Source organism: Fusibacter sp. JL298sf-3 (assembly GCF_053842995.1).
The window spans coordinates 263,519-287,877 of record NZ_CM132608.1 but is presented as its reverse complement, the minus strand read 5'-3'; the positions used below and the strand labels follow the sequence as shown (position 1 = coordinate 287,877).

At 45.8% G+C, this 24,359-nt stretch carries 28 protein-coding genes and 1 other annotated feature; of the genes, 26 read left to right on the top strand and 2 right to left on the bottom strand.

All coding sequences use genetic code 11. The features are described from left to right. The first annotated feature begins 37 nt into the window (after positions 1–37). From ACR6HW_RS01375 to ACR6HW_RS01360, 4 genes are all read left to right on the top strand, one after another. On the top strand, positions 38–943 hold the full coding sequence (locus tag ACR6HW_RS01375; RefSeq protein WP_455729378.1) for a LysR family transcriptional regulator: 906 nt from the start codon (positions 38–40) through the stop codon (positions 941–943). Positions 944–972: 29 nt separating this feature from the next. Then, positions 973–1,887: an NAD(P)H-dependent oxidoreductase gene (locus ACR6HW_RS01370; protein WP_455729377.1), complete on the top strand. Its 915-nt coding sequence runs from the start codon at positions 973–975 to the stop codon at positions 1,885–1,887. A gap of 249 nt (positions 1,888–2,136) precedes the next feature. Then, positions 2,137–2,913, top strand: coding sequence for a GNAT family N-acetyltransferase (locus ACR6HW_RS01365; RefSeq protein ID WP_455729376.1), 777 nt, complete (start codon positions 2,137–2,139; stop codon positions 2,911–2,913). A gap of 19 nt (positions 2,914–2,932) precedes the next feature. Continuing rightward, the gene (locus ACR6HW_RS01360; RefSeq protein WP_455729375.1) at positions 2,933–4,771 is read left to right on the top strand and encodes a deoxyguanosinetriphosphate triphosphohydrolase family protein; all 1,839 of its coding nucleotides are present in this window, start codon (positions 2,933–2,935) and stop codon (positions 4,769–4,771) included. A gap of 243 nt (positions 4,772–5,014) precedes the next feature. Here the strand turns inward: ACR6HW_RS01360 and ACR6HW_RS01355 are convergent, their stop codons facing one another. Beyond that, positions 5,015–6,196, bottom strand: a complete 1,182-nt coding sequence (locus ACR6HW_RS01355) for an MFS transporter (RefSeq protein ID WP_455729374.1) — start codon at positions 6,194–6,196, stop codon at positions 5,015–5,017. Between the two features lie 123 nt (positions 6,197–6,319). Further along, positions 6,320–6,553: a binding site (T-box leader), on the top strand. A 132-nt stretch (positions 6,554–6,685) separates the two neighbouring features. Here ACR6HW_RS01355 and ACR6HW_RS01350 point away from each other — a divergent pair. The 12 genes from ACR6HW_RS01350 to ACR6HW_RS01295 all read left to right on the top strand — a co-directional run bounded on the left by ACR6HW_RS01350 (position 6,686) and on the right by ACR6HW_RS01295 (position 15,612). Next, positions 6,686–7,192: a tryptophan transporter gene (locus tag ACR6HW_RS01350; protein WP_455729373.1), complete on the top strand. Its 507-nt coding sequence runs from the start codon at positions 6,686–6,688 to the stop codon at positions 7,190–7,192. 45 nt (positions 7,193–7,237) lie between these two features. Next, positions 7,238–7,726 (top strand): hypothetical protein, encoded by a 489-nt coding sequence (locus ACR6HW_RS01345; RefSeq protein WP_455729372.1) that lies wholly within the window; start codon positions 7,238–7,240, stop codon positions 7,724–7,726. A 57-nt stretch (positions 7,727–7,783) separates the two neighbouring features. Beyond that, positions 7,784–8,542, top strand: a complete 759-nt coding sequence (locus ACR6HW_RS01340; RefSeq protein WP_455729371.1) for a MerR family transcriptional regulator — start codon at positions 7,784–7,786, stop codon at positions 8,540–8,542. 167 nt (positions 8,543–8,709) lie between these two features. Next, positions 8,710–9,429: a class I SAM-dependent methyltransferase gene (locus ACR6HW_RS01335; RefSeq protein WP_455729370.1), complete on the top strand. Its 720-nt coding sequence runs from the start codon at positions 8,710–8,712 to the stop codon at positions 9,427–9,429. A gap of 9 nt (positions 9,430–9,438) precedes the next feature. Further along, the gene (locus tag ACR6HW_RS01330) at positions 9,439–10,377 is read left to right on the top strand and encodes an amidohydrolase family protein (protein ID WP_455729369.1); all 939 of its coding nucleotides are present in this window, start codon (positions 9,439–9,441) and stop codon (positions 10,375–10,377) included. Positions 10,378–10,390: 13 nt separating this feature from the next. After that, positions 10,391–11,191: a metallophosphoesterase gene (locus tag ACR6HW_RS01325; RefSeq protein ID WP_455729368.1), complete on the top strand. Its 801-nt coding sequence runs from the start codon at positions 10,391–10,393 to the stop codon at positions 11,189–11,191. A 325-nt stretch (positions 11,192–11,516) separates the two neighbouring features. Further along, positions 11,517–11,729: a hypothetical protein gene (locus ACR6HW_RS01320; protein ID WP_455729367.1), complete on the top strand. Its 213-nt coding sequence runs from the start codon at positions 11,517–11,519 to the stop codon at positions 11,727–11,729. A gap of 124 nt (positions 11,730–11,853) precedes the next feature. Beyond that, the gene (locus ACR6HW_RS01315) at positions 11,854–13,104 is read left to right on the top strand and encodes a DNA polymerase Y family protein (protein ID WP_455729366.1); all 1,251 of its coding nucleotides are present in this window, start codon (positions 11,854–11,856) and stop codon (positions 13,102–13,104) included. After that, positions 13,101–13,364, top strand: coding sequence for a hypothetical protein (locus ACR6HW_RS01310; RefSeq protein WP_455729365.1), 264 nt, complete (start codon positions 13,101–13,103; stop codon positions 13,362–13,364). Before ACR6HW_RS01315 ends, ACR6HW_RS01310 begins: the two co-directional genes overlap by 4 nt. A gap of 117 nt (positions 13,365–13,481) precedes the next feature. After that, complete coding sequence (locus tag ACR6HW_RS01305; RefSeq protein WP_455729364.1) at positions 13,482–14,252, top strand: tRNA threonylcarbamoyladenosine dehydratase; 771 nt, start codon at positions 13,482–13,484, stop codon at positions 14,250–14,252. A gap of 15 nt (positions 14,253–14,267) precedes the next feature. Beyond that, positions 14,268–14,810, top strand: coding sequence for a hypothetical protein (locus tag ACR6HW_RS01300; protein WP_455729363.1), 543 nt, complete (start codon positions 14,268–14,270; stop codon positions 14,808–14,810). A gap of 37 nt (positions 14,811–14,847) precedes the next feature. Further along, a complete protein-coding gene (locus tag ACR6HW_RS01295) occupies positions 14,848–15,612 on the top strand; it encodes an MBL fold metallo-hydrolase (RefSeq protein ID WP_455729362.1) in 765 nt (254 codons plus the stop codon). Positions 15,613–15,807: 195 nt separating this feature from the next. On the opposite strand, the gene ACR6HW_RS01290 is transcribed toward ACR6HW_RS01295, so the two are convergent. Then, positions 15,808–16,257 (bottom strand): Lrp/AsnC family transcriptional regulator, encoded by a 450-nt coding sequence (locus ACR6HW_RS01290; RefSeq protein ID WP_455729361.1) that lies wholly within the window; start codon positions 16,255–16,257, stop codon positions 15,808–15,810. Between the two features lie 143 nt (positions 16,258–16,400). Between ACR6HW_RS01290 and ACR6HW_RS01285 the strand changes: the two genes are divergently transcribed. From ACR6HW_RS01285 to deoC, 10 genes are all read left to right on the top strand, one after another. Next, positions 16,401–17,798 carry an oxaloacetate decarboxylase subunit alpha gene (locus tag ACR6HW_RS01285; protein ID WP_455729360.1) on the top strand — a complete coding sequence of 466 codons (1,398 nt, stop codon included), beginning with the start codon at positions 16,401–16,403 and terminating at the stop codon, positions 17,796–17,798. A 152-nt stretch (positions 17,799–17,950) separates the two neighbouring features. Then, positions 17,951–18,292, top strand: a complete 342-nt coding sequence (locus ACR6HW_RS01280; RefSeq protein WP_455729359.1) for a hypothetical protein — start codon at positions 17,951–17,953, stop codon at positions 18,290–18,292. A gap of 351 nt (positions 18,293–18,643) precedes the next feature. Then, on the top strand, positions 18,644–19,423 hold the full coding sequence (locus ACR6HW_RS01275; protein ID WP_455729358.1) for a hypothetical protein: 780 nt from the start codon (positions 18,644–18,646) through the stop codon (positions 19,421–19,423). Continuing rightward, positions 19,414–20,607: a CpaF family protein gene (locus ACR6HW_RS01270; protein WP_455729357.1), complete on the top strand. Its 1,194-nt coding sequence runs from the start codon at positions 19,414–19,416 to the stop codon at positions 20,605–20,607. Before ACR6HW_RS01275 ends, ACR6HW_RS01270 begins: the two co-directional genes overlap by 10 nt. Next, complete coding sequence (locus ACR6HW_RS01265) at positions 20,579–21,274, top strand: type II secretion system F family protein (protein ID WP_455729356.1); 696 nt, start codon at positions 20,579–20,581, stop codon at positions 21,272–21,274. Before ACR6HW_RS01270 ends, ACR6HW_RS01265 begins: the two co-directional genes overlap by 29 nt. Before the next feature lie 13 nt (positions 21,275–21,287). Next, positions 21,288–21,794, top strand: coding sequence for a hypothetical protein (locus ACR6HW_RS01260; RefSeq protein WP_455729355.1), 507 nt, complete (start codon positions 21,288–21,290; stop codon positions 21,792–21,794). A gap of 18 nt (positions 21,795–21,812) precedes the next feature. Continuing rightward, entirely contained in the window at positions 21,813–22,004 is a 192-nt protein-coding gene (locus tag ACR6HW_RS01255) for a Flp1 family type IVb pilin (protein WP_455729354.1), read from the top strand. Next, the gene (locus tag ACR6HW_RS01250) at positions 21,998–22,909 is read left to right on the top strand and encodes an FHA domain-containing protein (RefSeq protein ID WP_455729353.1); all 912 of its coding nucleotides are present in this window, start codon (positions 21,998–22,000) and stop codon (positions 22,907–22,909) included. Before ACR6HW_RS01255 ends, ACR6HW_RS01250 begins: the two co-directional genes overlap by 7 nt. A 54-nt stretch (positions 22,910–22,963) precedes the next feature. Then, the gene (gene hpt / locus ACR6HW_RS01245) at positions 22,964–23,509 is read left to right on the top strand and encodes a hypoxanthine phosphoribosyltransferase (protein ID WP_455729352.1); all 546 of its coding nucleotides are present in this window, start codon (positions 22,964–22,966) and stop codon (positions 23,507–23,509) included. A gap of 85 nt (positions 23,510–23,594) precedes the next feature. Beyond that, positions 23,595–24,260 (top strand): deoxyribose-phosphate aldolase, encoded by a 666-nt coding sequence (gene deoC / locus ACR6HW_RS01240; RefSeq protein ID WP_455729351.1) that lies wholly within the window; start codon positions 23,595–23,597, stop codon positions 24,258–24,260. The last annotated feature ends 99 nt before the right edge of the window (positions 24,261–24,359 follow it).

The following is a 24,359-nucleotide window of genomic DNA, read 5'->3' as shown; positions in this document are numbered from 1 at the left end:
GTAATTTTGACAAATTTTTATCAAAAGTGAGGAAACAATGGATTTTAATCAGATAAGCTACGTGGTAGAGATTGTAGAAGCCGGCAGCATCTCACAAGCTTCTAAAAATCTATTTATTTCCCAACCTAATTTAAGCAAACAGATTAATAAATTAGAGCATGAACTGGGTAAGAAGATTTTTGAACGCACCAACAAGGGGGTTAAGCTAACCGCTTTCGGCAGAGACATTTACCACGATGCCAAGGCGTTGCTCGAACAATTTTGGGTGCTTGAGAAGAAGGTTTCTTTTAAGGTCAATCAAAACAAAATCAAAGTGGCGAGTTTCGGATCAGAGATCATCAACTACCGCTTTTTTGAAGTGTGTTCCAAATACGATCAGAGCAATTACGAGTTCTTACTTCACGAATGCGGCACTGAAGAGGCAATTGAAAAAGTGGTTTCAAAAGACTGCGATATCGGCATTATTCTGTTTAGCGACGCTCAGCAGAACAAACTCAGCCAATACGTAGAGGCACACGGTTTAGAGTACAGGACACTCTTTACAGGCACAGCCAAGATTCACATCAGCTGTGACAACCCGCTGTCTCGAAAAAAGCTTCTCAAAAAAGCCGACCTCGCGTCGTTGCACCTCGTCAAAAAGTCGTATTTGTACAGGGGGATGTTCAGCTTTGACCAAGAGATGCACACACTCGGTATTCCCGAGGCAACCAAGACGATTTTTGCAAACAGCAACCAAATTTACAACGACGCCCTCACACACTTGTCGTCTTATGCGGTTGAAATCGATTGGCAGTGCAAATACAAAATCGACAGTCCATTTGCACGCGTTCCGTTTAGTGGACCGCCTCTTGCAATTCACTGTGCGATGGTCAAACGAAAGAACGAAACTCTAAAAGAAGAACTGGATTACTTTGCTCAGCGTTTAATCGACTCTTACCGTTGACAGTTGATGCCTCTAAAGTGGAGGAAATTATGAAGCATTATGTAAGACTGTTAATTGCGGGTATGTTAATCATAGGTGTAACCGGTTGTCAAAAAGAAGCACCGGTAGAAGAAAAAGAAGCGGCTGTCAACCAAACGCCGGTTGTTGAAAAAGAAGCCCCTGAAAATGAAGAAGAGGCGCCTGAAGCGACTGAAGAAGACGCCGTGACCTCTGCATCAGTGGATGGGACGACTTCTGCAAGTATTGTGCCGGAGGCTCTTGTGGCTTCTTACGAGCCAAAGGGCTTCACCGAAGGCGACGCTAAGAAAGCACTCTTTGTCATCGCCGATCCGAGAGGCTACAGTGTCAACTACGATCTCGCCAATACGGCAATGGCGTATTTTGAAGAAAACGGCATCGAAGTTGAAAAGCGCGACCTCTACGCGATGGGCTTTAACCCAGTCCTCGAAATGGAGAACTTCTATTACGCCAAAGACGGTACAGGCGAGCCAAGCGACGCTGTAAAAGTCGAGCAAGACTTTGTTACCAAAGCCGACTACATCATCTTCTGTTATCCGAACTGGCACGACACGCCGACGGCAATGGCAAAAGGGTACATGGAAACGGTTTTTGCTAAGAAATTCGCTTACCAAGATACCGAAAACGGCTTAGAAGGCATGCTTTCAGACAAGGGCATCTTCACCATTATGAACGCTGGCTTCCTCGGCGGCGGTAGAGGCTACATCGGCGACGGCGTGGGCATCGACGATGCGGCATGGGACGCGTACATGAACGCGTTTAAAGTATTTGACGACGATACTGCAGGTTTCTGGGGAACTGATAACCTCGGTCGCTTTGTCAACGATAGATCGCCTAAGAACAACGACGAAAACTACGAAGAAACACTCAATGTGCTTAGAGACGATTTAAGAGCACATTTAAAGAGCGTGTTTATCGACAACTAAGAAAAATCGACATGGCTACCCCATGTCGATTTTTCTTTTGGGGACGGTTCTTTTGTGCCAAAATCCTATATATTTTACCATTTATGTAAACTAGAATATGTTTTTTTCTGCATCAAGCCCTGATAAACGCGGTTAATTTTACTGGAGATTCAGAAAAATTGGTTTATTGACCTAAAAAGTGGTGGTCATAGAAGGCTGTACGCGGTATACTGGATAGTGAACGAATGAAATGCTAATAAGGAGAGTGCCATGATTTTAAACAATGAAATTATCGCTTGTGAAATTGCTTATATCAAGTGTTTTTCCGAGGTCTATGAAGATGAAAATACGCTGCGGTTCCGAAACGCCGCTATTCCAGATATGTACAGCCACAATTTGACGTATATTAAAAAGCAGGAAAAAGATTTGAAGATTAGAAGTTTAACTGAAGAAGCGATTGCCTATAGCTTAAAAGAGCGAGCCTCTTTCTGCAATATCCTCGCCAATAGTTCTGTACGGCCGGCTATCTTATCTTACATTAAGTACCCATCGAGGTTGACAGCTATAGGTTTCTATGAGTTCGACCCTCGAAAAATAGAGGGGATAAACGCCCCGACGGCTTGCGAAGTCGTCAAAGTCGAATCGGTTGAGGCATTTGACGACGTCTTGACCGTCGATATCGATGCGGATGTCAAAACTGTGGGGAGAGATTTTTGCGTAAGACGCTGCTATGGTAAAAGCCCTGTTTATTTAGCCTCTGAAGCATTAGAAGCCTATCTGTGCTATTCAGAAGGCACCCTCGTCGGAAGGTGCGATCTCTTTCTTCACAACGGCGTGGCAAAACTCGAAGATTTTTGTATTCTAGAGGCACATCAACACAAGGGATACGGTACAGCTCTACTGAAAACCTTAATGGCACGGGCTGTTGAAAAAGGAGCGCACACGCTCTATCTCGTGACAGATGAGATCGACAGTGCCAAAGAGATGTACAACAAGCTGGGGTTTGAGAAAATAGGCGAGATGGCTGAAATTCGATTTTACCTTTAATACAAAGTGAGGAGGGGACATGCGCAAAGACCACCCGTTTGTTATTGTCAAAATTTTAAAGGACAACGCTGTTGAGCAGAATTTAAAGAAATACCCAGACGCGTTTAAGTATTTTATTGCCGATAACGATCAACCCGCTGTTGCCGACTTCGAAATCGGTTGTGCCGTTCACGTCGTCTTTATTGTGTTTGAAAAAAAAGGGGCTGTCTACGACGCCTGTGCCCTGCATATTGCCGAGGGGACTTTTGGCCTCGAGGGCAATAGAAAATTTCTCATATGCACGTTGAAAGAGCATACGATGTCCAAACTCATTATCGACAATTTTACTTCCAGTGCGGGAATTGATTTAAAAGACGATTTTGAAAAAGGGTCGTACCTTATTACTGAGACGGCCAAAATGCTCTATCAGAAACTGCTGGATTCACTTAGACAGCCACCGTTGCCCCAAGTGCCTTTTCATCAAGCGCCAGACGAAGCGCATCGCCTCGATCCCGAAGGGCCTTTGTCTCAGAAGAATAGACACTGTGTCAGGGCCTTTGAACTGTCCCCAAGCAACCGCTCAGAATTCCAACGGGACAGAGAGCGCGTTTTGCACTCAAAGGCCTTCAGACGCCTTGTAGACAAGGCTCAGATTTTTACGGCAACCAAGGGCGACCACTTTCGAACGCGTATGACCCATACGCTAGAAGTCTCCCAAATTGCACGTGGCATCGCGCGAGAACTAGGGGCCAATGAAGACCTTACTGAAGCTATTGCCCTCGCTCACGATATTGGGCACACGCCGTTTGGACACCAAGGAGAACGCACGTTGCAAAGGCTCTTAAATCGAGAAGTCGAGCGCCTTCCAGAAGCCATGCGCGCCAATCGCCGATTTAAACACAATTTACAAGGGGTGCGCGTCCTCAGTTACTTAGAAGAAAAATACACGGCTTACGACGGCCTTAATTTGTCTTATCAAGTGATGGAAGGGGTTTTAAAACATACCGGTACTTGTCCAAAAGGAAAAAAATGTCCTGAAGGGCAGTGCGACCACCACTGTGTCGATATGGAACATTTTTTAGTAGGTGGGGCACCGGAGCATCTCTATCTGACGTACAAATACCCGACGACGCTGGAAGGCCAAATTGTGCGCATTGCCGATGAAATCGCTCAGCGCGGTCACGACTTAGACGATGCGTTTGCCTCGAAGCTCTTGACGTACAAATCTTTTGAAGAACTGTGCAATATTAAAAAATTATCTCCCCTAAAAGCACTTGTGGAAAAGGCCAACGCCAAGGCCGCTGAAGAAGAACGCTTTTTTGTCGATAAACACAACGTCATTCGCGCGGAGTTGGTGTCCTCAATTATAGGCTTTTTAATTCGAGACATTGTCCGCTCCACCCAAGAACGCATTGCGGCTTACGATGTTACAGACCGCTTGTATGCCGAGAAGGGGCGCATCAAAACGTTGCTGGTGGATTTCAGTGTCGACGTCCAGTTTATCGTCCAATACCTCGAAAAAGAGATTTCTAAGAAGGTCATCAACAGCCGAGAAGTTGCGAACTTCGACGACTTGAGTGCGCGAATCATCGAGACGCTTTTCGATGCTTATTTAAAGAACCCGAGACTGTTACCGGACAGTTCCCTCAGGCGGCTTTTTAAAGAAATCAAACGTCTAAATGGGGATGTCATCGACTTTAGAGACAGCGATTTGTCGGTGATTTCAAAGGAACTGGACCGCATTAAAAACTATCGAGCGTCTGAGGACCCCGACGAGGCATACGCTTATAAATTTGATGCTTTGCTGCGCTCTATTCTCGATCACATTTCCGGCATGACAGACAATTACGCGATGAACGCCTATCGCGAGTGGTTTTAAAGGGACGGTTCTTTTGTGCCAAAATCAATGAATTTTCCATATAAAAACCTCGCTATTCATTGGAATAGCGAGGTTTTTTATGCGCTGTGACCGCGCGCCTTCCCAGAGGGGGATAGGCTAAAAGTTCACAAGTAGACGCCTATAGACGCCGTTTGAAAAACGTGGATTTTCAGCAGTCCTAGGCGCGCACCACTGCTTAAAATGGTAAATTATAGTGGAATCCGGCACAAAAGAACCGTCCCTTTAAGTTCGCTTGGTAATGGCGAACGTTACGCTCAAGTTGAGCAAAAGCACCACAATGAGCACCCAAAAGATTTCTTTAATCCCATATTGAACCGACACATAAGTGCCGATTGCAGGTGAAACCAGCCAACCGAGACTGCCCACCAAGCCTTGCACACCAAAGAGCGTTCCGCGTTTTTCCGCCGGCGTCATTTCAGAGGTCGTCGCTGTTAAGAGCGGTTCTACGCCTCCAATGACGAGGAAGAGACCCATGTACAAAATCAAAAATACCCAGAACGAATGGCTCAGGTTAATGGCCAGTACAATCCCCACACCAATGGCGAGCATTAGCTGAATCATCTTGACTTTGTCATACCGATTGCTCAGATGGCTGATGATAAAGGCGGACAGCGCTGAAACCAGTCCCACTGCGCCGTTGATGTACCCGGTCTTTGAAGCTGCACCTTCAATCGTTCCGGTGATTTCTTGAATGTAGAGCGGTACAAACGGTGAAAAGAGCGAACGCGTCAACCGCTGTAAAAAGAGCATTAAGAGGAGCATTAAAATGCTGACGGACAACAGCTCGGACCACTTGCGCTTGACCTTGACGCGTACAGCTTGTTCTCTATCTGGCAAATGAATGGGTTTGACGATGAAAGTCACCAGTAGAAAGCCCACGAGCATGAGGACGGCGCCAATGTAAAAACTCATGCGATAACCGAAGTTTTCGGCGACAGCACCCCCTAGGAGCGGCCCCATCGAATACCCTATAAACGTCGACGAGGAAAGCACTCCCAGCGCATACGAGAGCTTATGGTTCGGGGTGTTAACCGCGACAAAAGCAGACGAGGCTGTGACGGTACCGGTAAAAAAACCCTGTAAAAACCGCAGGATGATCAACATGGCCACGCTTTGTGCAAACCCCATGCCGCCAATGATAAAGACCGCCGCCAGCATGGCGCGTTGAATCATGAGTTTTTGCCCGAATCGGTCGGAGAGCATGCCCCAGACCGGCGACATAAAGGCCATAGTTAGCGCCGGGGCGGCACTTAGAATCCCCGTGTATATGCGAATCGATTCGGGATCGGTTACACCGAGTTCTTGTATAAAGAACGGGATGAAGGGGAGGCCAAATCCAAAGCTCGTCAATGAGATGACTTGTGAGAGCCATAGTGTGTATAAATTGATTTTCCAGCGTTCCATTTGTCTTTCTCCTTTTTTATTAGAAGCCCTAAATAGTCTACGCCTTTTGTTGTAAAACTTCAAGTGCCGTCCCTTTTATTTTATTTTTCTCTTGCATGTTTTGAAAAAACGTGTATAATCATTTTTAAATCGTTGATTGGGGAGAGTAGTCTCTCAGATGTTCTCACAGAGAGTGCCGGGGTGGTGAAACGGGACAGAATGTCAGGAGGTGAATGGGCCCATGAGATGCGAGGTGAATCTAAGTAGCCGCAGCCGTGTCCTCACGTTACAGGGGATGGGTATGAATGTACCCGAGAGAGATAGAGCCCAAGGGCTTTAAAAAGGATGGTACCGCGAACCGAACCGTTTGCTCCTTTATAGGAGTAAGCGGTTTTTTTAGTGCAACTCTGCGGTGCAAAAAGAAGAGAAAAGAAGAGAGGAGGGGACGAGATGTTGTGAACTGAACCGGACTGGCGTACTTATAAACCATTTAAAAAGGAGACGATGAAAATGAAAATTAAAGAAATGATGACAACGGCACTTTTACTCGCCATGGGACTGACGCTTCACACAGTTGTCCCCGGTATTTTCGGCATGAAGTTCGATTTGCTATTGACGTTTATGTTTTTGGCACTCTACCTAAATCCCACTGTTAAAAATACGGTTCTCACCGGTGCGCTCGGCGGACTTTTAACAGCGATGACCACGACGTTTCCCGGCGGGCAAGTGCCCAACATCGTCGACAAGCTGGCGACGGCATTCATTGTTTTTGCCGTGCTGAAAGTTTTTGGCAAACAGGTGCAAAAGTTGCCGGTTATGGGGGCTGTCGGCTTTATCGGCACCCTTTCCAGCGGCGTTATTTTTCTGGTAACTGCCAGTGCCATGGCGGGGTTGCCCGCGCCGTTTAAGGCACTTGTCATAGGCGTCGTATTGCCTACAGCTGTTGCCAATGCCGTGATAACGGCGGTGGTCTTTAAGACGCTGACCACGGTACTGCCCTTTAAAAGCGCACATTGAATCCTGCGGTTAAACGCGGTATAATCCTAAAGAGGAGGCGATTACATGGACTATATTCAAATACACGAAACACTGAATCAATTGTATTTAAACGCTTGTGAAACACAGGCGTATCTGGACGACAGGGGCATTGACAGCAAACTGCAGTTTATCAGCAACAACACCATCAAAATTGGCGACGCTTATGAAGTGCAGGGGTATCCGATTCCGATTCTCACCGTTGTGGGCAAAGGCGACATTGGATTTAACTTAGACGGGCGCTTTTACGAGTTCTTCATTCGCAAAGAAACAGCGCTTAGACTCGATATTGAAACACTGTCGCAAACATGCGCAGTGGAAGTCTACGGTGCCAAAGACTGCGAAAAAGATTATTACCGAGACGGCATGTCCGGTGCCACTTTTAAAAACGGCGTTGAGAAGAGCAAAGAAAACGCCTTCGGCATTTGTTTCTATCCGGGCGACGCCCCCCAGACCCCTGAAGAGATTTACAAAACATTTGAAACTTTTTTTCAATTGTTGATAAAAGGTGCCTAAAAAGGGGTTGACCTTGACGCTGCGTCATGGTGTATGCTTTTTTTAGGAGGTGTTCTGATGTACAAAGTAGACGGTCTTTCAAAACTTGCGGGGGTCAGTCCCCGAACGTTGCGTTACTACCACAGCGTCGGACTTTTAAACCCCTGTAAAATCGATGATTCGGGCTACAGGTTCTATGGCGAGGCCGAAGTAGAGCGGCTGCAGCAGATACGACTTTACAAGCGCATGGGATTTTCTTTAAAGGCCATTCAGTCGATTTTAGACGACGGGGATTTCGATGCCGTCTCTGCACTGGAAGCACACAGAACGGCCCTCCTTGAAGAAAAAAAGCGGCTCGACGTTTTAATCGATACTGTCGAGCGCTCCATTGAAGCTAAAAGAGGAGGTCGTACCATGAAAGATGGCGATAAATTCAAAGGATTAAAGGAAAAGATGCTCTCGGAAAACGAGGTGCAGTACGGTGAGGAAATCAGAGCGAAATACGGGGAGGCTGCAGTCAATGCGTCTGTAAATGCTTTTAAAGGCATGTCAGAAGAGACATTCCACGAGATGCAAGTTCTAGGTGCCTCTATTTTAGAGGCGCTCGCCGAGGCCGTGGCAATGGAGGACAACGCCTTCGAGACACGGCGTAAAATCGGTGAAATGCACCGTCGATGGATTGAAATGGCCTGGGGGCACTACGATGCGCAGGCGCACAAGGGTCTCGGTGAAATGTATATCGCCGACGACCGCTTTAAGGCCTATTATGACAAGGCGGAGGCAGGCTGTGCCAATTACCTGAAAACCGCTATTGACACCTATGTACAAGCGCTGTAAAGGTTAAGCACCAAAAAGGATGCATGCTACGGTATGCATCCTTTTCCAATTGAGGGGCCAACTGCTGCAAGCGACTATGTCAATCTATTAATAAAATTGTCTTTTCGTCAAAATAATGATAATATAGAAGAATATACTGAAAATTAAAACAACATTGGAGGTGCCAAATGTTTTATAAAAATCTCGCGCCAGTTTACCACCACGTTTTCCCCGTCGGTCAAAAGAAGGCCTTTCTCAGCAACTGCTTTAAACCCAAGAGCAAGCTGCTGGACATCGGCTGTGCAGATGGCCGTGTAGCGGCGGCGCTGGCGGATACGGCAAACGGCTATCAGATTACAGGCATCGATTTGAGCAGTGATTTAATTCAGGTGGCTAAGACAGTGACTGCGGCTTATGAGGCGATACATATCATCGAACTCGATATGACCGCCGTCGGCGCCGTTTTTCCCGCAGAATCTTTTGACGGCGTCTATTGTATCGGTAACACGCTGGTTCACCTTGAAGACTTTGAAGCCATTTCAAAGACCTTAGCCGCTTTTTACAAAGTGCTTTCACACGGTGGGACATTGGTCTTGCAACTTTTAAATTACGATAAAATTTTAAACGAACGCCTAGAGGCACTCCCCCTTATCGACAACGCATGCGTTCGATTTGAACGCCGATACCAATACGTAGGCGACCGAATAACCTTTGCTTCTACATTGACTTTAAAGGACACTTCGGAAACCCTCGAAAGTTCGACGCAGCTCTTCCCACTGCTTCAAAAACCACTTTTGGTGGCGATGAAGCAGATAGGCTTTGAATCGATTGAGGTCTTTAGTGGTTTTGACGCATCGGCGTTTGACTCAGAGAAATTGCCGCTCGTCATAACGGCAAAGAAAGCATAGGAGGTCTTTGTGACCGATTCTGAAAAATTTATAGACGCTTTAAAAAGCAAAGATTTAAAAGCGCTTCAAACCGTTCCCAAAGCCGACCTTCACAACCACGCCGGCCTCGGCATGCGCTTTGAAACCTTTGAGCAATGGGTCGGTCATCCGCTTCCGCCTCCGCCTAAGAAGATGGCGGGCATCGCCGAAATGGATGCCTATATGGCTACGACGGCAAAATATGTGGCGTCGCGAGAAGGCTTTGAGTTTTTACTCGAGGCGACACTTGCCCATGCGGTAACTGACGGCGTGACTGTTATTGAACCCAGTATTGACTGCGGGTGGCTCTCTTACTATTCCGAGGCACCCGAAGCTTTCTTCAGCTATATTCAAAAGTGCAAGCGCCGGTTTCAAGACCGTTTGACTTTCAAACCCGAAGTCGGCGTCTTTAAAGGCTTCTCTGAAAACATGGTGGCGCACTTTCTATGGCCGTGTCTCGACAGCGGCGTCTTTGAATCCATCGATTTTTACGGCGAAGAGCGCTACTACCAACCGGCGCTTACGCAGCGGTGTCTGCTTCGCGCCAAGGCGCTGGGGCTCAAGACGAAAATACACATTGGAGAATTTTCTGATGCTGAGACGACACTAGCCGTCTACGACTTTTTAAAACCCGATGTCTTACAGCATGGCATCGCCCTTCACGCGGATCCTAAGGGGATGGCACGTCTCAAGGCAGACGGCGTCCGCCTGAACCTCTGTCCGACTTCCAATGTCGTTCTCGGAGCGGTGGCTTCTATAGAGAATCATCCTATCCGAAAACTTTTCGACGCAGGGCTAAAAGTCACTGTTAATACAGATGATTTGCTGTTTTTCCACAAAAGTGTTTCTGAAGAGTTTTTACAGTTGTATGAAGCCGGTTGCTTGACGGCAGAAGAGCTGGATGTCATTCGGCGATACGGTTTAGAATAACGGAGGTTAAAAGATGAAATGGTGGCAGATTGCGCTCGTGGGCCTCATTGCCCTGAGCGCTTTTTTATACTGGCAAAACAACGCACTCACCGTTAACGAAGTCACTCTGAGTCCTAAGGGGCTTCCACAGACTTTTGACGGTTTTAAAATCGTCCATCTATCCGACTTGCACAACAAGTCGTTTGGCGACCGACTGTCTCGACAGGTGGCCGAATTGACGCCGGATATCATTGTGGTGTCCGGTGATGTGGTCGACAGCCGGCGCACGGACATCGAAGTGGCCATTGAGGCCATGAAAGCACTCGTGGCGATTGCACCGGTGTATTACGCCACGGGAAATCACGAAGAACGCGTAAGCGCTTATCCCGAAATGGAAGCGGCCTTTCAAGCGCTGGGCGTTCACGTGTTGCGCAACGAAAAAGCGACGCTTTCAAATGGTCTCGACATCATCGGGGTAGACGATCCAATGTTCGGTGGGGATATGGCGAGGACACTGGATGCGCTCATTACGTCGCCCTACAGTCTCGTCATTTCTCACCGCCCGGAGCGCTTCCCCCTCTACGTGGAATCCGGCGCAGCGGTAGTCTTTTCCGGACACGCTCACGGTGGACAAATTCGCCTGCCATTTGTAGGCGGCTTATATGCGCCAAACCAAGGCTTGCTCCCTCAATACACAGCGGGTGTTCACCAGTCCGGTGAAACGGCCATGGTGGTCAGCCGCGGTCTCGGCAACAGTGCTTTTCCATTTAGGGTGTTTAATCGACCGGAGATTGTGCTGGTCACTTTAAAGGGGGACGGTTCTTTTGTGCCGTAAAACCCTATAATTTACCATTTTAAAACTCGCTATTGTAGGTAATAGCGGGTTTTTTTATGTTGGTTTGTCGTAGGACGTCTTTAAATGCCCATACCCTATATTCTCATTTGCAGAGGCGGGGGAGAAAGAGCGTTCACCTAAAGAACCGCTGATTTCAGTTCAATCAAGAGGCATGATATGTAAAATATTAGTGAAATCTGGCACAAAAGAACCGTCCCCCTTTGACACAAGACACCATTTGTGCTAAAATGTATACATGTATATGATAATATTTTAACGAAATTTATCTTTTTAAAGCCTTTTATAGTGAGAGGAGATGACGATTATGATTAAAAGTAACGATTGTAATCACTGGACATCGCATTTTTTAATGGAAAACCCGTTAAAAGAAGAGGAATTTGACATGGAAAACCTTTTTTATTTCAAAGATTTTAGTGAAAATATTAACAATATGGATTTGGAAGCACTTTTTGAATGGTACCCTTTTGCAGTAGAAAATGCTGTTGAAGAAGAAATTTACCCGGGATTGCCCTTATAGTTAATGCGCATAAATAAAAAGTAAGTTCATCCCCCTTTGGCACCTTTACTTTCGAACGTTTGTTCTGTATAATAATAAATAGAACAAGCGTTCGATTTATTATTGTGAGTAAGAAGGTGGGAACATGAAACGTGTTATTTTTCATATCGATGTGAACAGCGCTTACCTATCTTGGGAAGCCGTTCATCGATTGCAACGCGGTGAAAAAAGAGATTTAAGGGACATCCCGGCAGTAGTAGGGGGCAATCCTGAAAGGCGTCATGGCATTGTGCTCGCCAAGAGCTTATCGGCCAAAAAATACGGGATTCAAACAGGCGAGTCGCTAATGGAGGCTTTTAAAAAATGTCCGATTTTAACAGTTGTGCCTCCGACCTATGGGCTTTACGTCAAGAGCTCTGAAGCAATGGTCGATGTTATTAAGCGCTTTTCTCCGGAGATTGAACGCTACAGCATCGACGAGTGCTTTGTCGACTACACAGAGGCTCAGGCACTTTTCGGAGAACCGGTGGCCACAGCCTATAAAATTCAGCAAACGATTTACAGAGAACTGGGGTTTACAGTGAGCATCGGCGTATCCACCAACAAGCTGCTCGCCAAAATGGCCAGCGAGCTGAAAAAGCCCAACGGCGTCAGTACCCTTTATCCGGAAGAAGTGCCTCAGAAGCTATGGCCTCTTCCCGTAAGTGACCTTTTTATGGTAGGGCGTGCGACATTTAAAAAACTCAAACAGATGGGGGTACTCACTATAGGCGATTTGGCCGCGTTGGAACCGGCTTATCTAAAATCCAAATTGAAGTCACATGGGGTTCTCATATGGCAATACGCCAACGGCATAGACCTTTCTCCCGTACAAAAAAACGGTCACATTCCCGAGAAAAGCATTGGCAATTCCACGACGACTGGCTATGACGTCGATAGGGTTGAAGAAGCAGAGTTGGTGCTTCTGAGTTTGTGCGAGTCCGTAGGCGCACGCCTCAGAGAAAAGGGGATACGAGCTCAAGTCGTTCAGGTTCATGTAAAAAATCACCTGTTTGAGACCCGCTCCAAACAGATTAAAGTCAAACACCCTATTGAGAGCACACTGACGCTCTTTAATGAAGCCAGAATGCTATTGAAAGCTCTCTGGGACGGCACGCCGCTGCGACACCTCGGCGTCGCCACTAGCGCACTGACACGCGATGACTTTGTACAATACGACCTCTTTGAAGGCGCCAAACGAGACAAGCGCTTAAAGTTGGACGCCACACTAGACGCCCTTAGAACAAAATACAGCAAGGACGTTCTCGTACGAGGCTGTTTGTTGAACAGCGGTGTGCCGGCCGTCTCCGGCGGCGTCGGAGAAGACGAGTTTATTATGATGGGAAGTGTGCTATGAAAGTGGTCAACAAGTCGATTGAAGTCATCTCCTGGTTCGATGCCGACGGCCAAATCACCCCCATCCGATTTCGCATTTTTGAGACGGCATCAGAAGGTCAAGTTCTCAAAATTTCAAAGATTGTCGAGCGCTCGTTTGAAAAGCTCGCCGGAAATGCCATGTGGGTCTACAAATGCCTCTGTTACGACGGCGCTTATGAAAAAGTATTTGTCCTCAAATACGAACTCGCCACCTGTAGGTGGATTTTATTCAAATGCTAATCGAAATAGTGAGAAATTTTCTCAAGTCTCTAGAATCTTGTATTTTACATGTGTTATAATGTGTGATAGCATCAAAACCACAAATGATTAATAGGAAATTTTAAGGAGAAGAAATATATGTTAAATGCGTTTTCTAGAGCTGAGTTACTGATTGGAGAAATGGGTATAAACCATTTGAAACACAAAAAAGTCGCCGTATTCGGCGTCGGGGGCGTCGGCTCTTTTACAGTAGAGGCGCTTGCGCGAACAGGTGTCGGGACTTTCTACCTCTACGACGATGACAAAGTCTGCCTCACCAACATCAACCGTCAGCTCATTGCCACACGTCGAACCGTGGGACGCGTCAAAGTCGACGTTATGAAAGAGCGCATTCTAGATATTAACCCGGATGCCGTGGTTCATGCCAACCGTTGCTTCTTTGGTGCAGAAACGGCAGATGAGATTCCTTATGAAGACCTCGACTACATCGTCGACGCCATCGATACCGTTTCTTCAAAGCTGCTTTTAGTGGAGAAGGCCGCTGAACACGGCGTGCCCATTATCAGTAGCATGGGCGCCGGCAACAAGCTCGATCCGACTCAGTTTGAAGTTACTGACATCTACAAAACATCGGTTTGTCCACTTGCACGCGTTATGAGAAGAGAGTTGAAGAACAGAGGCATCAAAGGGTTGAAAGTCGTTTATTCTAAAGAACCGGCAATGAAGCCTATTGAGACGCCGGACTCGAGTTGTAAAACCAACTGTATTTGTCCAAAAGACGTTCAGAGAAATTGCAGTACGAGACGTCAGGTCCCTGGAAGTATTGCTTTTGTCCCTTCTGTCGCCGGACTTATCGTCGGGGGCGAGGTCGTCAAAGATTTGTTGAAAACCATTCACCGTATTGTATAGGGGAGGAGGTTCGCTATGAAAGCAAATCGCTTTAAGGTAACAACCCTTGCTTTAAGTGCTTTAGTGGTATTGCTTTTAATTGGTGTCGTCAGCCAGACCCAAAGTCTCAATCGATTAAAAACGGAAAACACCGCGTTGAAAAACGCTTCTGAAACAGACCTGTCAACACTTGAGGCAAAAGAGGCTGAAATCGAAGCCCTCTTAAAAGAAGTGGCTTCGGGGAAAAAGACTATTGAAACGCTCCAAAAAGAGCTCGATGCCCTTAAGGAACGAGCCGTTGTCCCTTCAGAGTACGCTGTGAAGCGCATAACCGATGCCGGTTTTGAGTCGCTCGACGCGTTTTATGAAAGCGTTCTCGAGGCGTCTCTTGAAATCCCTTACGACGGGTCGCTCGGCGGTACTATGCGCTGGTTTCCACAAGAATTTAAATTAATCAATACCCAGTGGGTTCTCGGGTACTTTGAAGACGGTCATAGTGCGGGCTATGCCCTTCTAAAATACACCCTTGAAGGCGGCGATCAGGTCTCGTGGACAGTCATCGCCATTGAACTCGCGTAAGCATTTTTTGAAAAAGTCAGACAAACACGAGGTGAAGATGGAAATTTTAACATTAGTTGATAATGTGGTATATGGAGAAGGCCTTATTGCAGAGCACGGTTTGTCTTTTTTAATTCAATTCAATCAGAAGCGTATTTTGTTCGGAACGGGGCGAAGCGAAGCCCTTTTACACAATGCCGGTGTGCTCGGTGTGGAGCTCTCCGATGTGGACTATGTGGTCATCAGCCACATCCACGAGCATCTCGAAGGGCTAGAAGCCTTTCTAAAGGTCAACGACACAGCGGTGATTTATTTAAAGGCCTGTCCGTTTGCCACAGAGGCTCAGGGCGTACAAAAGCGCTTCTCAAGGTACAACAACAAGTTCGTCTATTTGAAAAAAGACTTGATTTTAGACGATAAGATTCATTTGATTACCGATATCTATGTTTATGGCTCAGGAGAAGACGATTACTTAAAGCGTGAGACAGATCCCCAGAAAGCCTCTTCCGAGCTCTTTATGGTGCTGAGATACCGAAACAAACAAGTCCTCTTTACAGGCTGTTCACCCAAGGGCATCCTCAACGTTTTAAAAACGGCCTATCAAAAGACGGGCAAGAAGATTTACGCCGTTTGCGGCGGCATGCACTTTAACGGGGATATTTTACACGAACTCGACAGTCATTTACAGCGCTTTTCAATTTTCGGCATTCAAAATCTCTACACCAATCACTGTACGGGCATCGATGGGTACATGCGACTGAAGACGACGCTTCAAGCCAATGTCAAATACGCGTTTACAGGGTATCATTTTGAAATTGAGTGATGAAATCTGTGTAAACTCAAAAAAGAGGGGTATATAAAAAATACCATACTTAAAGCTTTTTTAAGTATAATATATTTCCCCCCTATTTCCTCTGGTTTCTATCTAGAGGATTTTTTTTTATTTTTTTGTCTACTGTGTTTAAATCCCTCGCATTAAAAAAGCCCTTCCGTCAAATTGCGGAAAGGGCTGTAGGTGCTAAAGTTCAAAATCCGTCGTCGGTAAAACCGCTTTGCGTTTAAGTGGACTCGAAAGAATAATCGACGTCTTGGTGTTTCCAATGGCTTGAATTTTATCTAAAATTTCTTCGAGCTCATGGGTGTTTTGACAGACGACTCGGACCGTCATACATTCTTCACCAGTAACGTGATGGCACTCTATAATGGTGGGCTCGACGTTGGCAAATTTTTTAAAACGCGCGTGCTCGCTGACTTTCATACTCACTTGTACAATGGCCTCTACATACAAATTGAGTTTTTTAGGGTTTACAATGGCTGTGTAGCCCTCGATAACACCATTTTCCTCCAATCGCTTAACCCGCTCGGATACCGCCGGTGACGTCAAATTCACTCTAAGACCGAGTTCCTTCATCGAAATTCGACCCTCATTCTGTAAAATTTTCAAAATCCTTAAGTCCGTAATGTCCATGTGACAGCTCCCCATAATTAATAAAGTAAACCGGCTAAAGTATTAAATTATTTAGCCATTATAATAGTAACACTTTTAAAAAAAACTGTACAGTCATTTAGCCAAATGTTACACTTTTCATGAATAACACGAGGAGGAACCAAATGGCTAAAATTAAAATAACGGAAACGATTTTAAGAGATGCTCATCAGTCGCTCATCGCAACGAGACTGACCACGAAAGAGATGGTCCCCATCTTAGAGAGTTTGGACAGTGTCGGGTACCATGCGCTCGAATGCTGGGGAGGTGCGACCTTTGATGCATCGTTAAGATATTTAAGTGAAAACCCATGGGAAAGACTCAGAACCATTAGAAAACACGTTAAGAACACAAAACTTCAAATGCTCTTAAGAGGACAAAACATTCTCGGCTACAAGCACTATGCCGACGATGTTGTAGAGGAATTTGTCAAGCGCTCTATAGGCAACGGCATCGACATCATCCGAATTTTCGACGCGCTCAACGACTTGCGCAACATCGAAAAAGCCCTTGTTACCTGTAAAAAAGAAGGTGGACACGCACAGGCTGCTATTTCTTACACCATCAGTCCAATTCACACCATCGACACTTATGTTGAGCTGGCACAGGGGATGGCTTCTATGGGGGCTGATTCTATCTGTATCAAAGATATGTCGGGACTTTTGACACCTTATGAAACTGAGAAACTCGTCAGAGCCATTAAGGCAAAAGTGGACGTGCCACTTGAACTGCATTCGCACTACACAAGTGGTTTGGCGAGTATGTCCTATCTCAAAGCCGTGGAAGCCGGCATCGATATTCTCGATACGGCGATTTCACCATTTGCGCTGGGGACATCGCAACCTGCAACAGAACCGTTCGTCGCTGCACTTGCGGGAACAGAGTACGACACGGGAATGGATCTCAAGTCACTGGACAAAATCACGCAATACTTTGCGCCGATTCGCCAAAAAGCGTTGGATACAGGGCTTCTGAATCCGAAGATGCTCGGCGTCGACATCAATACTTTGGTTTACCAAGTACCTGGTGGCATGCTTTCCAACCTCGTTTCTCAGCTCAAAGCACAAAATGCAATGGACAAATACGAGGACGTGCTCAAAGAAGTACCGCGCGTAAGAGAAGACCTCGGTTACCCACCACTGGTGACACCGACGAGCCAAATGGTCGGTACTCAAGCCGTACTCAATGTCATTATGGGCGAACGCTATAAGATGGTTCCTAAAGAAATTAAAGAGTATGTAAAAGGGATGTACGGCAAGCCAACCGTTCCGATTAGCGATGAAATCATCAAGAAAATCATTGGCGACCAAGAAGTTATCACTTGCAGACCGGCCGATATTATTAAGCCGCAACTTCAAGAGGAACGCAACAAGATGAAAGAATTCCTCGAAGAAGAGGAAGACGTACTTTCGTACACGCTCTTCCCGCAAGTCGCTATGGACTATTTCAAGTACAGAGAAGCTGAGAAATACAAACTCGACCCCGAGTTAACTAATAAAGAAGACGGAACACATCCAGTCTAGTGTCTTGTCTCGTGCACAGTTAAAAAAAGCGCATCATTGCGGCGTTAAAATCTCTCAACAAAGTCCCGCATTGTCATCGATATTTTTGCTGGACACGGATACGCACTCTATTTTAATTGAATCTCGATGATATAGGACACGAGGAGCTACACATGTTTAATTCAAGTAAAAGAGAAGAACGAAAAAAAGAGTATGAAAAAAACGTCCTAGAAAATTGGCATACGCGCCGAGAAGGGGGCAAGTGGGCCTTCGTCTTTAAATTTGGCGTTTTAACGTGGGGCGGAGTGACTTTTGTGCTCTACTGGTTGCTTCTGTCCTTGCTCAACTGGTTGACCAAGGCACCTACAGACGGGTTGATTTATCAACTGATTACCTCTGTAGCCATCTTCATTATCTTCGGTGTCGTTTACGGTATCGTGCTGTGGACGCGCAACGAGAAAATATATTTGAAGAAATTCCCGTACAGCCAGCCTAAAAAGAAAAATAAAAAATAATGTTATGCGGAAACGCCGGTCGATTGTGACCGGCGTTTTTTTTCATTAACAACAAACGTTGAGCCTAAAGTGTTCTCGCGAATGTTCAACGCGAGAACACATCAGCGAAAGACGTTTTTCTACGCTAAAAGCGTGTCAAATGTTGTTAGAGCCGTTTTTACTTAAACAACAAGACGTGAACCCCAAGACTTCCTTCGAATTTTCGACGCGAAGCGTCTTCAGTAAAAACCATTTAATTGTGCAAAACATACCACATAAAATAAAATTCCAAAATATAGAATTAACTATTGATATATTCCATTTTATGGTTTATCATATAGATAGTAACATGACATATTTTAGGAGGTTATAGTGTTTGTTTTTCTGCATTCACACTACATGGAGCGTTTTTACAACCGCGCTCAGCATCACTTAAAAGAAAACCTATACATCCATCACTATCAGGATTATTTTTTTAAACCGGGGGATGTACTCTTAATTGACGAGGCCACCATAGGGCAAGTCGCTGAAGACTTCTTAAAGCAACAGCGGCATTACGTGTTCAGTGGCAGTATAGAAGCGGTATGTCCAAATAACGTGTACAAATATCAAAGTGTCGAAGCCATCGTCGAAAAAATAATGGGGTCGGCGACACCGATTGCACTGGTCACCGGTGATGTCCCCTATGAGCAGTTGTTGCAATTTGTCGACGAGCTGGCGACGCACCACGAAGACTGCGCCGTCTTAGACCTCAATTTAGGTGATGCAGAGAGCATCGACATGTTCCAGTACATCAACAGTTCAGCAATTGAAAAATCACAGTTGTCAAGACAAATCCGCGGTCGTGTAAACGCTTTCACCACTTTGCAGGATCTTATGATGCCGCCGGTGTCGTGGGTGCTCTTCTTAATCGACGACGTCGCCAGACACAAACCTGTCTTTCTATTGGACGCACCACTAAAAAATGAACTGGCTTACAAATGTCTAGAGAAAGTTCACAAAATTTTCTACTTGACTGAAAAAGCCGAAGGCAACCGACTGCTCAGCGCTTTAAAAACTTTAAAACCCGCCCTCAAACTAGAGGTCATCGAATGGATCGGCAAGGTACAGTGGCTTGAAAATTATAGAGAGGCAGGGCACCTATGGCAATAGAATCGTTTAGTCAATTGGAACACTACAAGCGATTGGTCATCGACCAACTGGAAACTTTGGAAACAGCCGCTGTAAAAGAACGCATCAAAACCGTTCTAGAAAATCAAACAGACATTACAGTGGTCGAAAAACTGGCGTATGTACAAAGGCTGGAAGATGCCATCCTAAAATACGATATTGTCCAGCCGCTTTTAGACGATCCCGACATCAGTGAAATCATGATTAACGGTCTCGCGCCAATCTTTGTAGAAAAAAAAGGGCGTCTTTCACAAAGCAACATCGCCTTTTCAGAAAAAGAGCATCTCGATGCTTGGATTCAAAAAGTTGCGACGGAGGTCGGTCGGGAGGTCAACTTTAGCAAGCCGACGATGGATGCCCGTCTAAAAGACGGTTCTCGCGTCAACGTCATCTTAGACCCCGTTGCCGTTAAAGGGCCTATTGTCACCATCCGAAAATTTCTCTGTGCATTTAATGCCCCTGAAGACCTCGTCGAAAGTGGGATGTTGACGCCGGCACTCTGCGACTTCTTCGAAGACGTCTTTAAGGCGCGCTACAATATATTTGTAGCAGGGGGAACGGGGTCTGGGAAAACGACCTTCTTAAATTGCATGAGTCGTCATATTCCTTCGGAAGAGCGTGTCATCGTCATCGAAGACGCATCGGAAATAAAGATTGACCACATTCCCAACTCAGTTGCCCTTGAAACGCGGCAGGGGAATTCACAATCGCCAGTGACCATGTCGGCACTTATAAAAAATGCCCTGCGTATGCGTCCTGACAGAATAATCGTCGGGGAAGTGCGCGGCGACGAAGCGCTCGATATGCTACAGGCTATGAACACCGGTCACGACGGCTCGGTCTCCACGGGACACAGCAATTCAGCCCTCGATATGCTCGTCCGTCTAGAAGTCATCGCCAGCAGTCACTCAGATATGGATCCGGCGCTTATTCGCAGACAAATTATCTCTGCCGTGGACATTGTCGTCTACATTGAGCGGACGCCTTTAGGCAAACGTCAAGTTTCCTATGTGGGCGAAGTCGCCAAGCAATCGGATACCTATTGTCTGACCCCACTTTATGACGCCGAGATGCCAGAGGTCTCCGCCACTGAAATACGAGCGCGGATGCAAAATAAACAGAAAATGAGGCGATACCTTGAAAGATTATCAAAAACTCACCGTTGACATGGCCTTCTATACGTTGGGCTACTATTTTTTCTTTAACGACTTTATCGGCATTCCCATAGTAGCCGGCGCTATTATGGCACTCTTTCGCTGGAGCCCTCTATACGACAAGGCCATGTACAGCACACATTTCTTTGAGTTTACCGATTGGCTCAACCAGTTGCACGCAAACCTTTCAGTAGGCCTGAACTTCAACAACGCATTGCTAAAATTGGAATCGGAAAATTTTCCGAAGCGGTTGGCGCCCTATATCCAGCGCATGAAAAAAGAGGTGCACTTCAGCGGTGACGACGCGCCGGTTTACGCGGTTATAAAAGAAGCGTTTCCTATAGAAGAAGCGCGAATACTGGTAGAGATGCTCGGTCAATCCAAACGAACAGGGGCCTCGGTCAGCATTGTCGTCGGCATTATTCTCAACCAATTGCACGCCAAGAACAAGATCAGACGAGAAATCAAGTCCATTCTCTTTCAAAAGAAGCTGGAACAGTCCATTCTTTGCCTTGCGCCGATTGGTATTATCGCCTTTATCAATATGAGTTCTGAAAGCTACTTGGTACCGCTGTACACAACGCTTACAGGGCGTGGTATTATGCTCGTCGCCTTTGCCATCGTCGTCGCCATGAAATGGATTGGGCAAAAAATCGTCTCAATTTCTGTCGACATTTAAGCAGGATGTTCACATGTTCAAAAATCTAAAAACCGCGCTGGAAAAAGGCAATGCCGCTATCGACGAAAAGCTGATACAAGCGGGACTAAAGCGGCGTGTACTTTCGCCATTTGAACTCAAGCTCCCCAGTTATATTCAGTCTTTCGTACTCAATGTCAATTCTGGATTAACTGTCGATCAGGCGCTTGTATTGGCCGCCGAAAATCTCGATATGCCCGAGGCCTACCGGCACGAGCTCGCCATTCGCGCCAATCCGACACTAGGGCTCATCTATTACACACGGCATCTCAACAGCGAAACGGTCTCACGCGTGGCTCGGCTCATTAGTCAAAGCAAGAAAACGGGGAGCGTGCACCTTATGGCAACCCTTGAAAAAGCTGCAGAAGACATGCTCAACGAGCGTTTTGAAGCCTTTAAACAAAAATCGGAAAAAATCAGCGTACAGTTGACATTTTTGCTATCACTGTCGCTTATCAGCGTTATCATCATTGCAGTTTCGCCTGTGATGTTGACATTATAAAAGAGGAGGAAGCAATAAATGAAACAGTTTTTAAAACCATTAATGGAAAACGAAGAGGGGATGGGCACACTGGAAGTTGTTATTATTATCGCAGTGCTCATAGGCTTGGCCTTTCTTCTGAAGGATTTCGTCTTTGATTTTTTCAAAAGTCTAACAGATGGCATCAAGGATGAAACCAATATTAAAAATATCATGTCGATGGTATGGTAAAGGCAGAAATAATGCAGGTTCATATGGAAAAGCTCGAGAAAGACATCTTAACACATGCTCACATTCCCGAGCTTTTGCCGATTCAATTTCTCTTTGACGAAAAAAACGCAGCTTACACACTCGTCTACCAGCCGACGACTGCGTACAAGTCCGTAGAGAGCCTGCTGTCTATGGGTTTTTTTGAGAGAAAGCATCTTCTCGTCTTGCTGAAAGACATCCTTCACGTCCAAAAAACGGTTGAAAAATTTATGTTGCGTCAACGACAAATTGTGTTCAAGATGACACATGTCTTTTTCGATCCCGACGTGTCGTCATTTAAATTCTGTTACGCGCCTTCACAGACGCTGGAATCAGAAGATGCACTCCTTGATTTTACCAGAAGCGTGCTCATTGAATCCAACTTGAACTTAAACGATTTCGATATGGGGTTACTGAAAAAAGCACATTTCGACCTCAACACCCTTGTAACTTCTTTACAAACAGCACCTACTGCTCAGGTGGCACCTACCGACGAAAAAAACCGCTTTATCGATAGGTTGTTAAATAAATTTAACAAGACGTCGCCGACGCCTGAGAAAAAGCCCGTCTACCAAACGGCGACAGCAACGGTGTTCATGCCGCTCAGCGGCTGCTTAATCGATAAAAAAGACCGCCGCATCGTGCACACCCTACATTTTGAAATCAACAGCATCGGCAGGGGAACACATTGCAACATCTGTCTAAACGACCCCGAAATCAGCAAAGAACACGCCGTAATAGGCAAGCTGGGGAACGCTTACTACATTAAAGATCTCGGTTCAAAAAACGGTACATTTGTCGACGGTGAAAAGATAGAAAATTCGTTCACCTTAGCCAGTGGTAACGTCGTCAAACTCGGGACAAAAGAATTCGTTTTTATCCTCTAATTTTTATGGTATTATGATAGTGACACGTATTATAAGAGTTAAAGGAGTAGACACATGCAAAACGATATAAAAGAAATCTTGTATTCGGAAGACGTGATCTCGGCGAAAGTAAAAGAGCTCGCGGATCAAATCACCCGTGATTATAAAGGCAAAGACCTGTTGATGATTGGCGTCCTAAAAGGGGCCAATGTGTTTATGTGCGACTTGATGCGCGCTATTGACGAACCGATTCAAATCGACTTTATCGCAGCTTCAAGCTATGGGCATTCCACCGAGAGCTCAGGTGTTGTAAAGATTATGAAAGATTTAGACTTCAGCATAGAGGGCAGGAACATCCTCATCGTAGAAGATATTATCGACACCGGTCTCACACTCAAGTATCTGATTAAAAACTTCTTGACCCGAAAGCCTAACAGCGTGGCAATCTGCACGTTGCTCGACAAACCGGAGCGTCGCATCGCAGACCTCGACATCGATTACAAGGGCTTTAAAATCCCCGATGAGTTCATTGTCGGTTACGGCATAGACTACGCTGAAAAGTACCGAAATTTGCCTTATATTGCGACATTAAAACCGTCAGTATACGAGAAGTCGTTGTAACTTCTTTATAAAAAGACGCGTTTTTATTTGACGCTTGGGTATGTATTGGTTATGATTGAGGTGATTAAACGAAAGAGGTGAGTCTATGAATTTAGCACAGTATATCGACCATACGATTTTAAAACCTGACGTAACGGAAGCCGATGTCCTCAAGGTTTGTACAGAAGCCAAAACACATCATTTTTACTCTGTTTGCGTCAACCCTTATTATGTGAAAACCGTCGCAGAAGCGCTAAAGGGTTCCGATGTAAAAGTAACATCTGTCATCGGTTTTCCCCTTGGACAAAACACAACGGCATTAAAAGCACTTGAAGCGAAGCAAGCCGTAGAAGACGGTGCAAACGAAATCGACATGGTCATCAATGTCGGCGCTTTAAAAGACAAGAAAGATGCGTTTGTTTTGGAAGACATTCGAGCTGTCGTCGACGCCATTAAGGGGCACGCAATTCTTAAAGTCATTATTGAGACTTGCCTTTTAACCGAAGAGGAGAAGGTGAGAGCCTGTAGACTTTCTAAGGAAGCCGGAGCGCAGTTTGTCAAAACGTCAACGGGCTTTAGTACCGGCGGTGCTACAGCAGCCGACGTCAAGTTGATGAAAGACACCGTTGGAGAGGCACTTGAAGTCAAAGCTTCCGGTGGGGTAAGAGATTCTGAAACCGCGCGCCTAATGATTGAAGCCGGCGCGACGCGTATTGGGGCTTCAGCCTCGGTTGCTATTGCAAACGGCGGCAAGTCAGACAGCGACTACTAATTTTAAAGTTTAGCACTACGTATTACTAAGCTTTTGGTTCATGTTTTTTTGAATCAAAAGCTTTTTTTAGCACTTAATACACAGGGCACTTTTCTCATC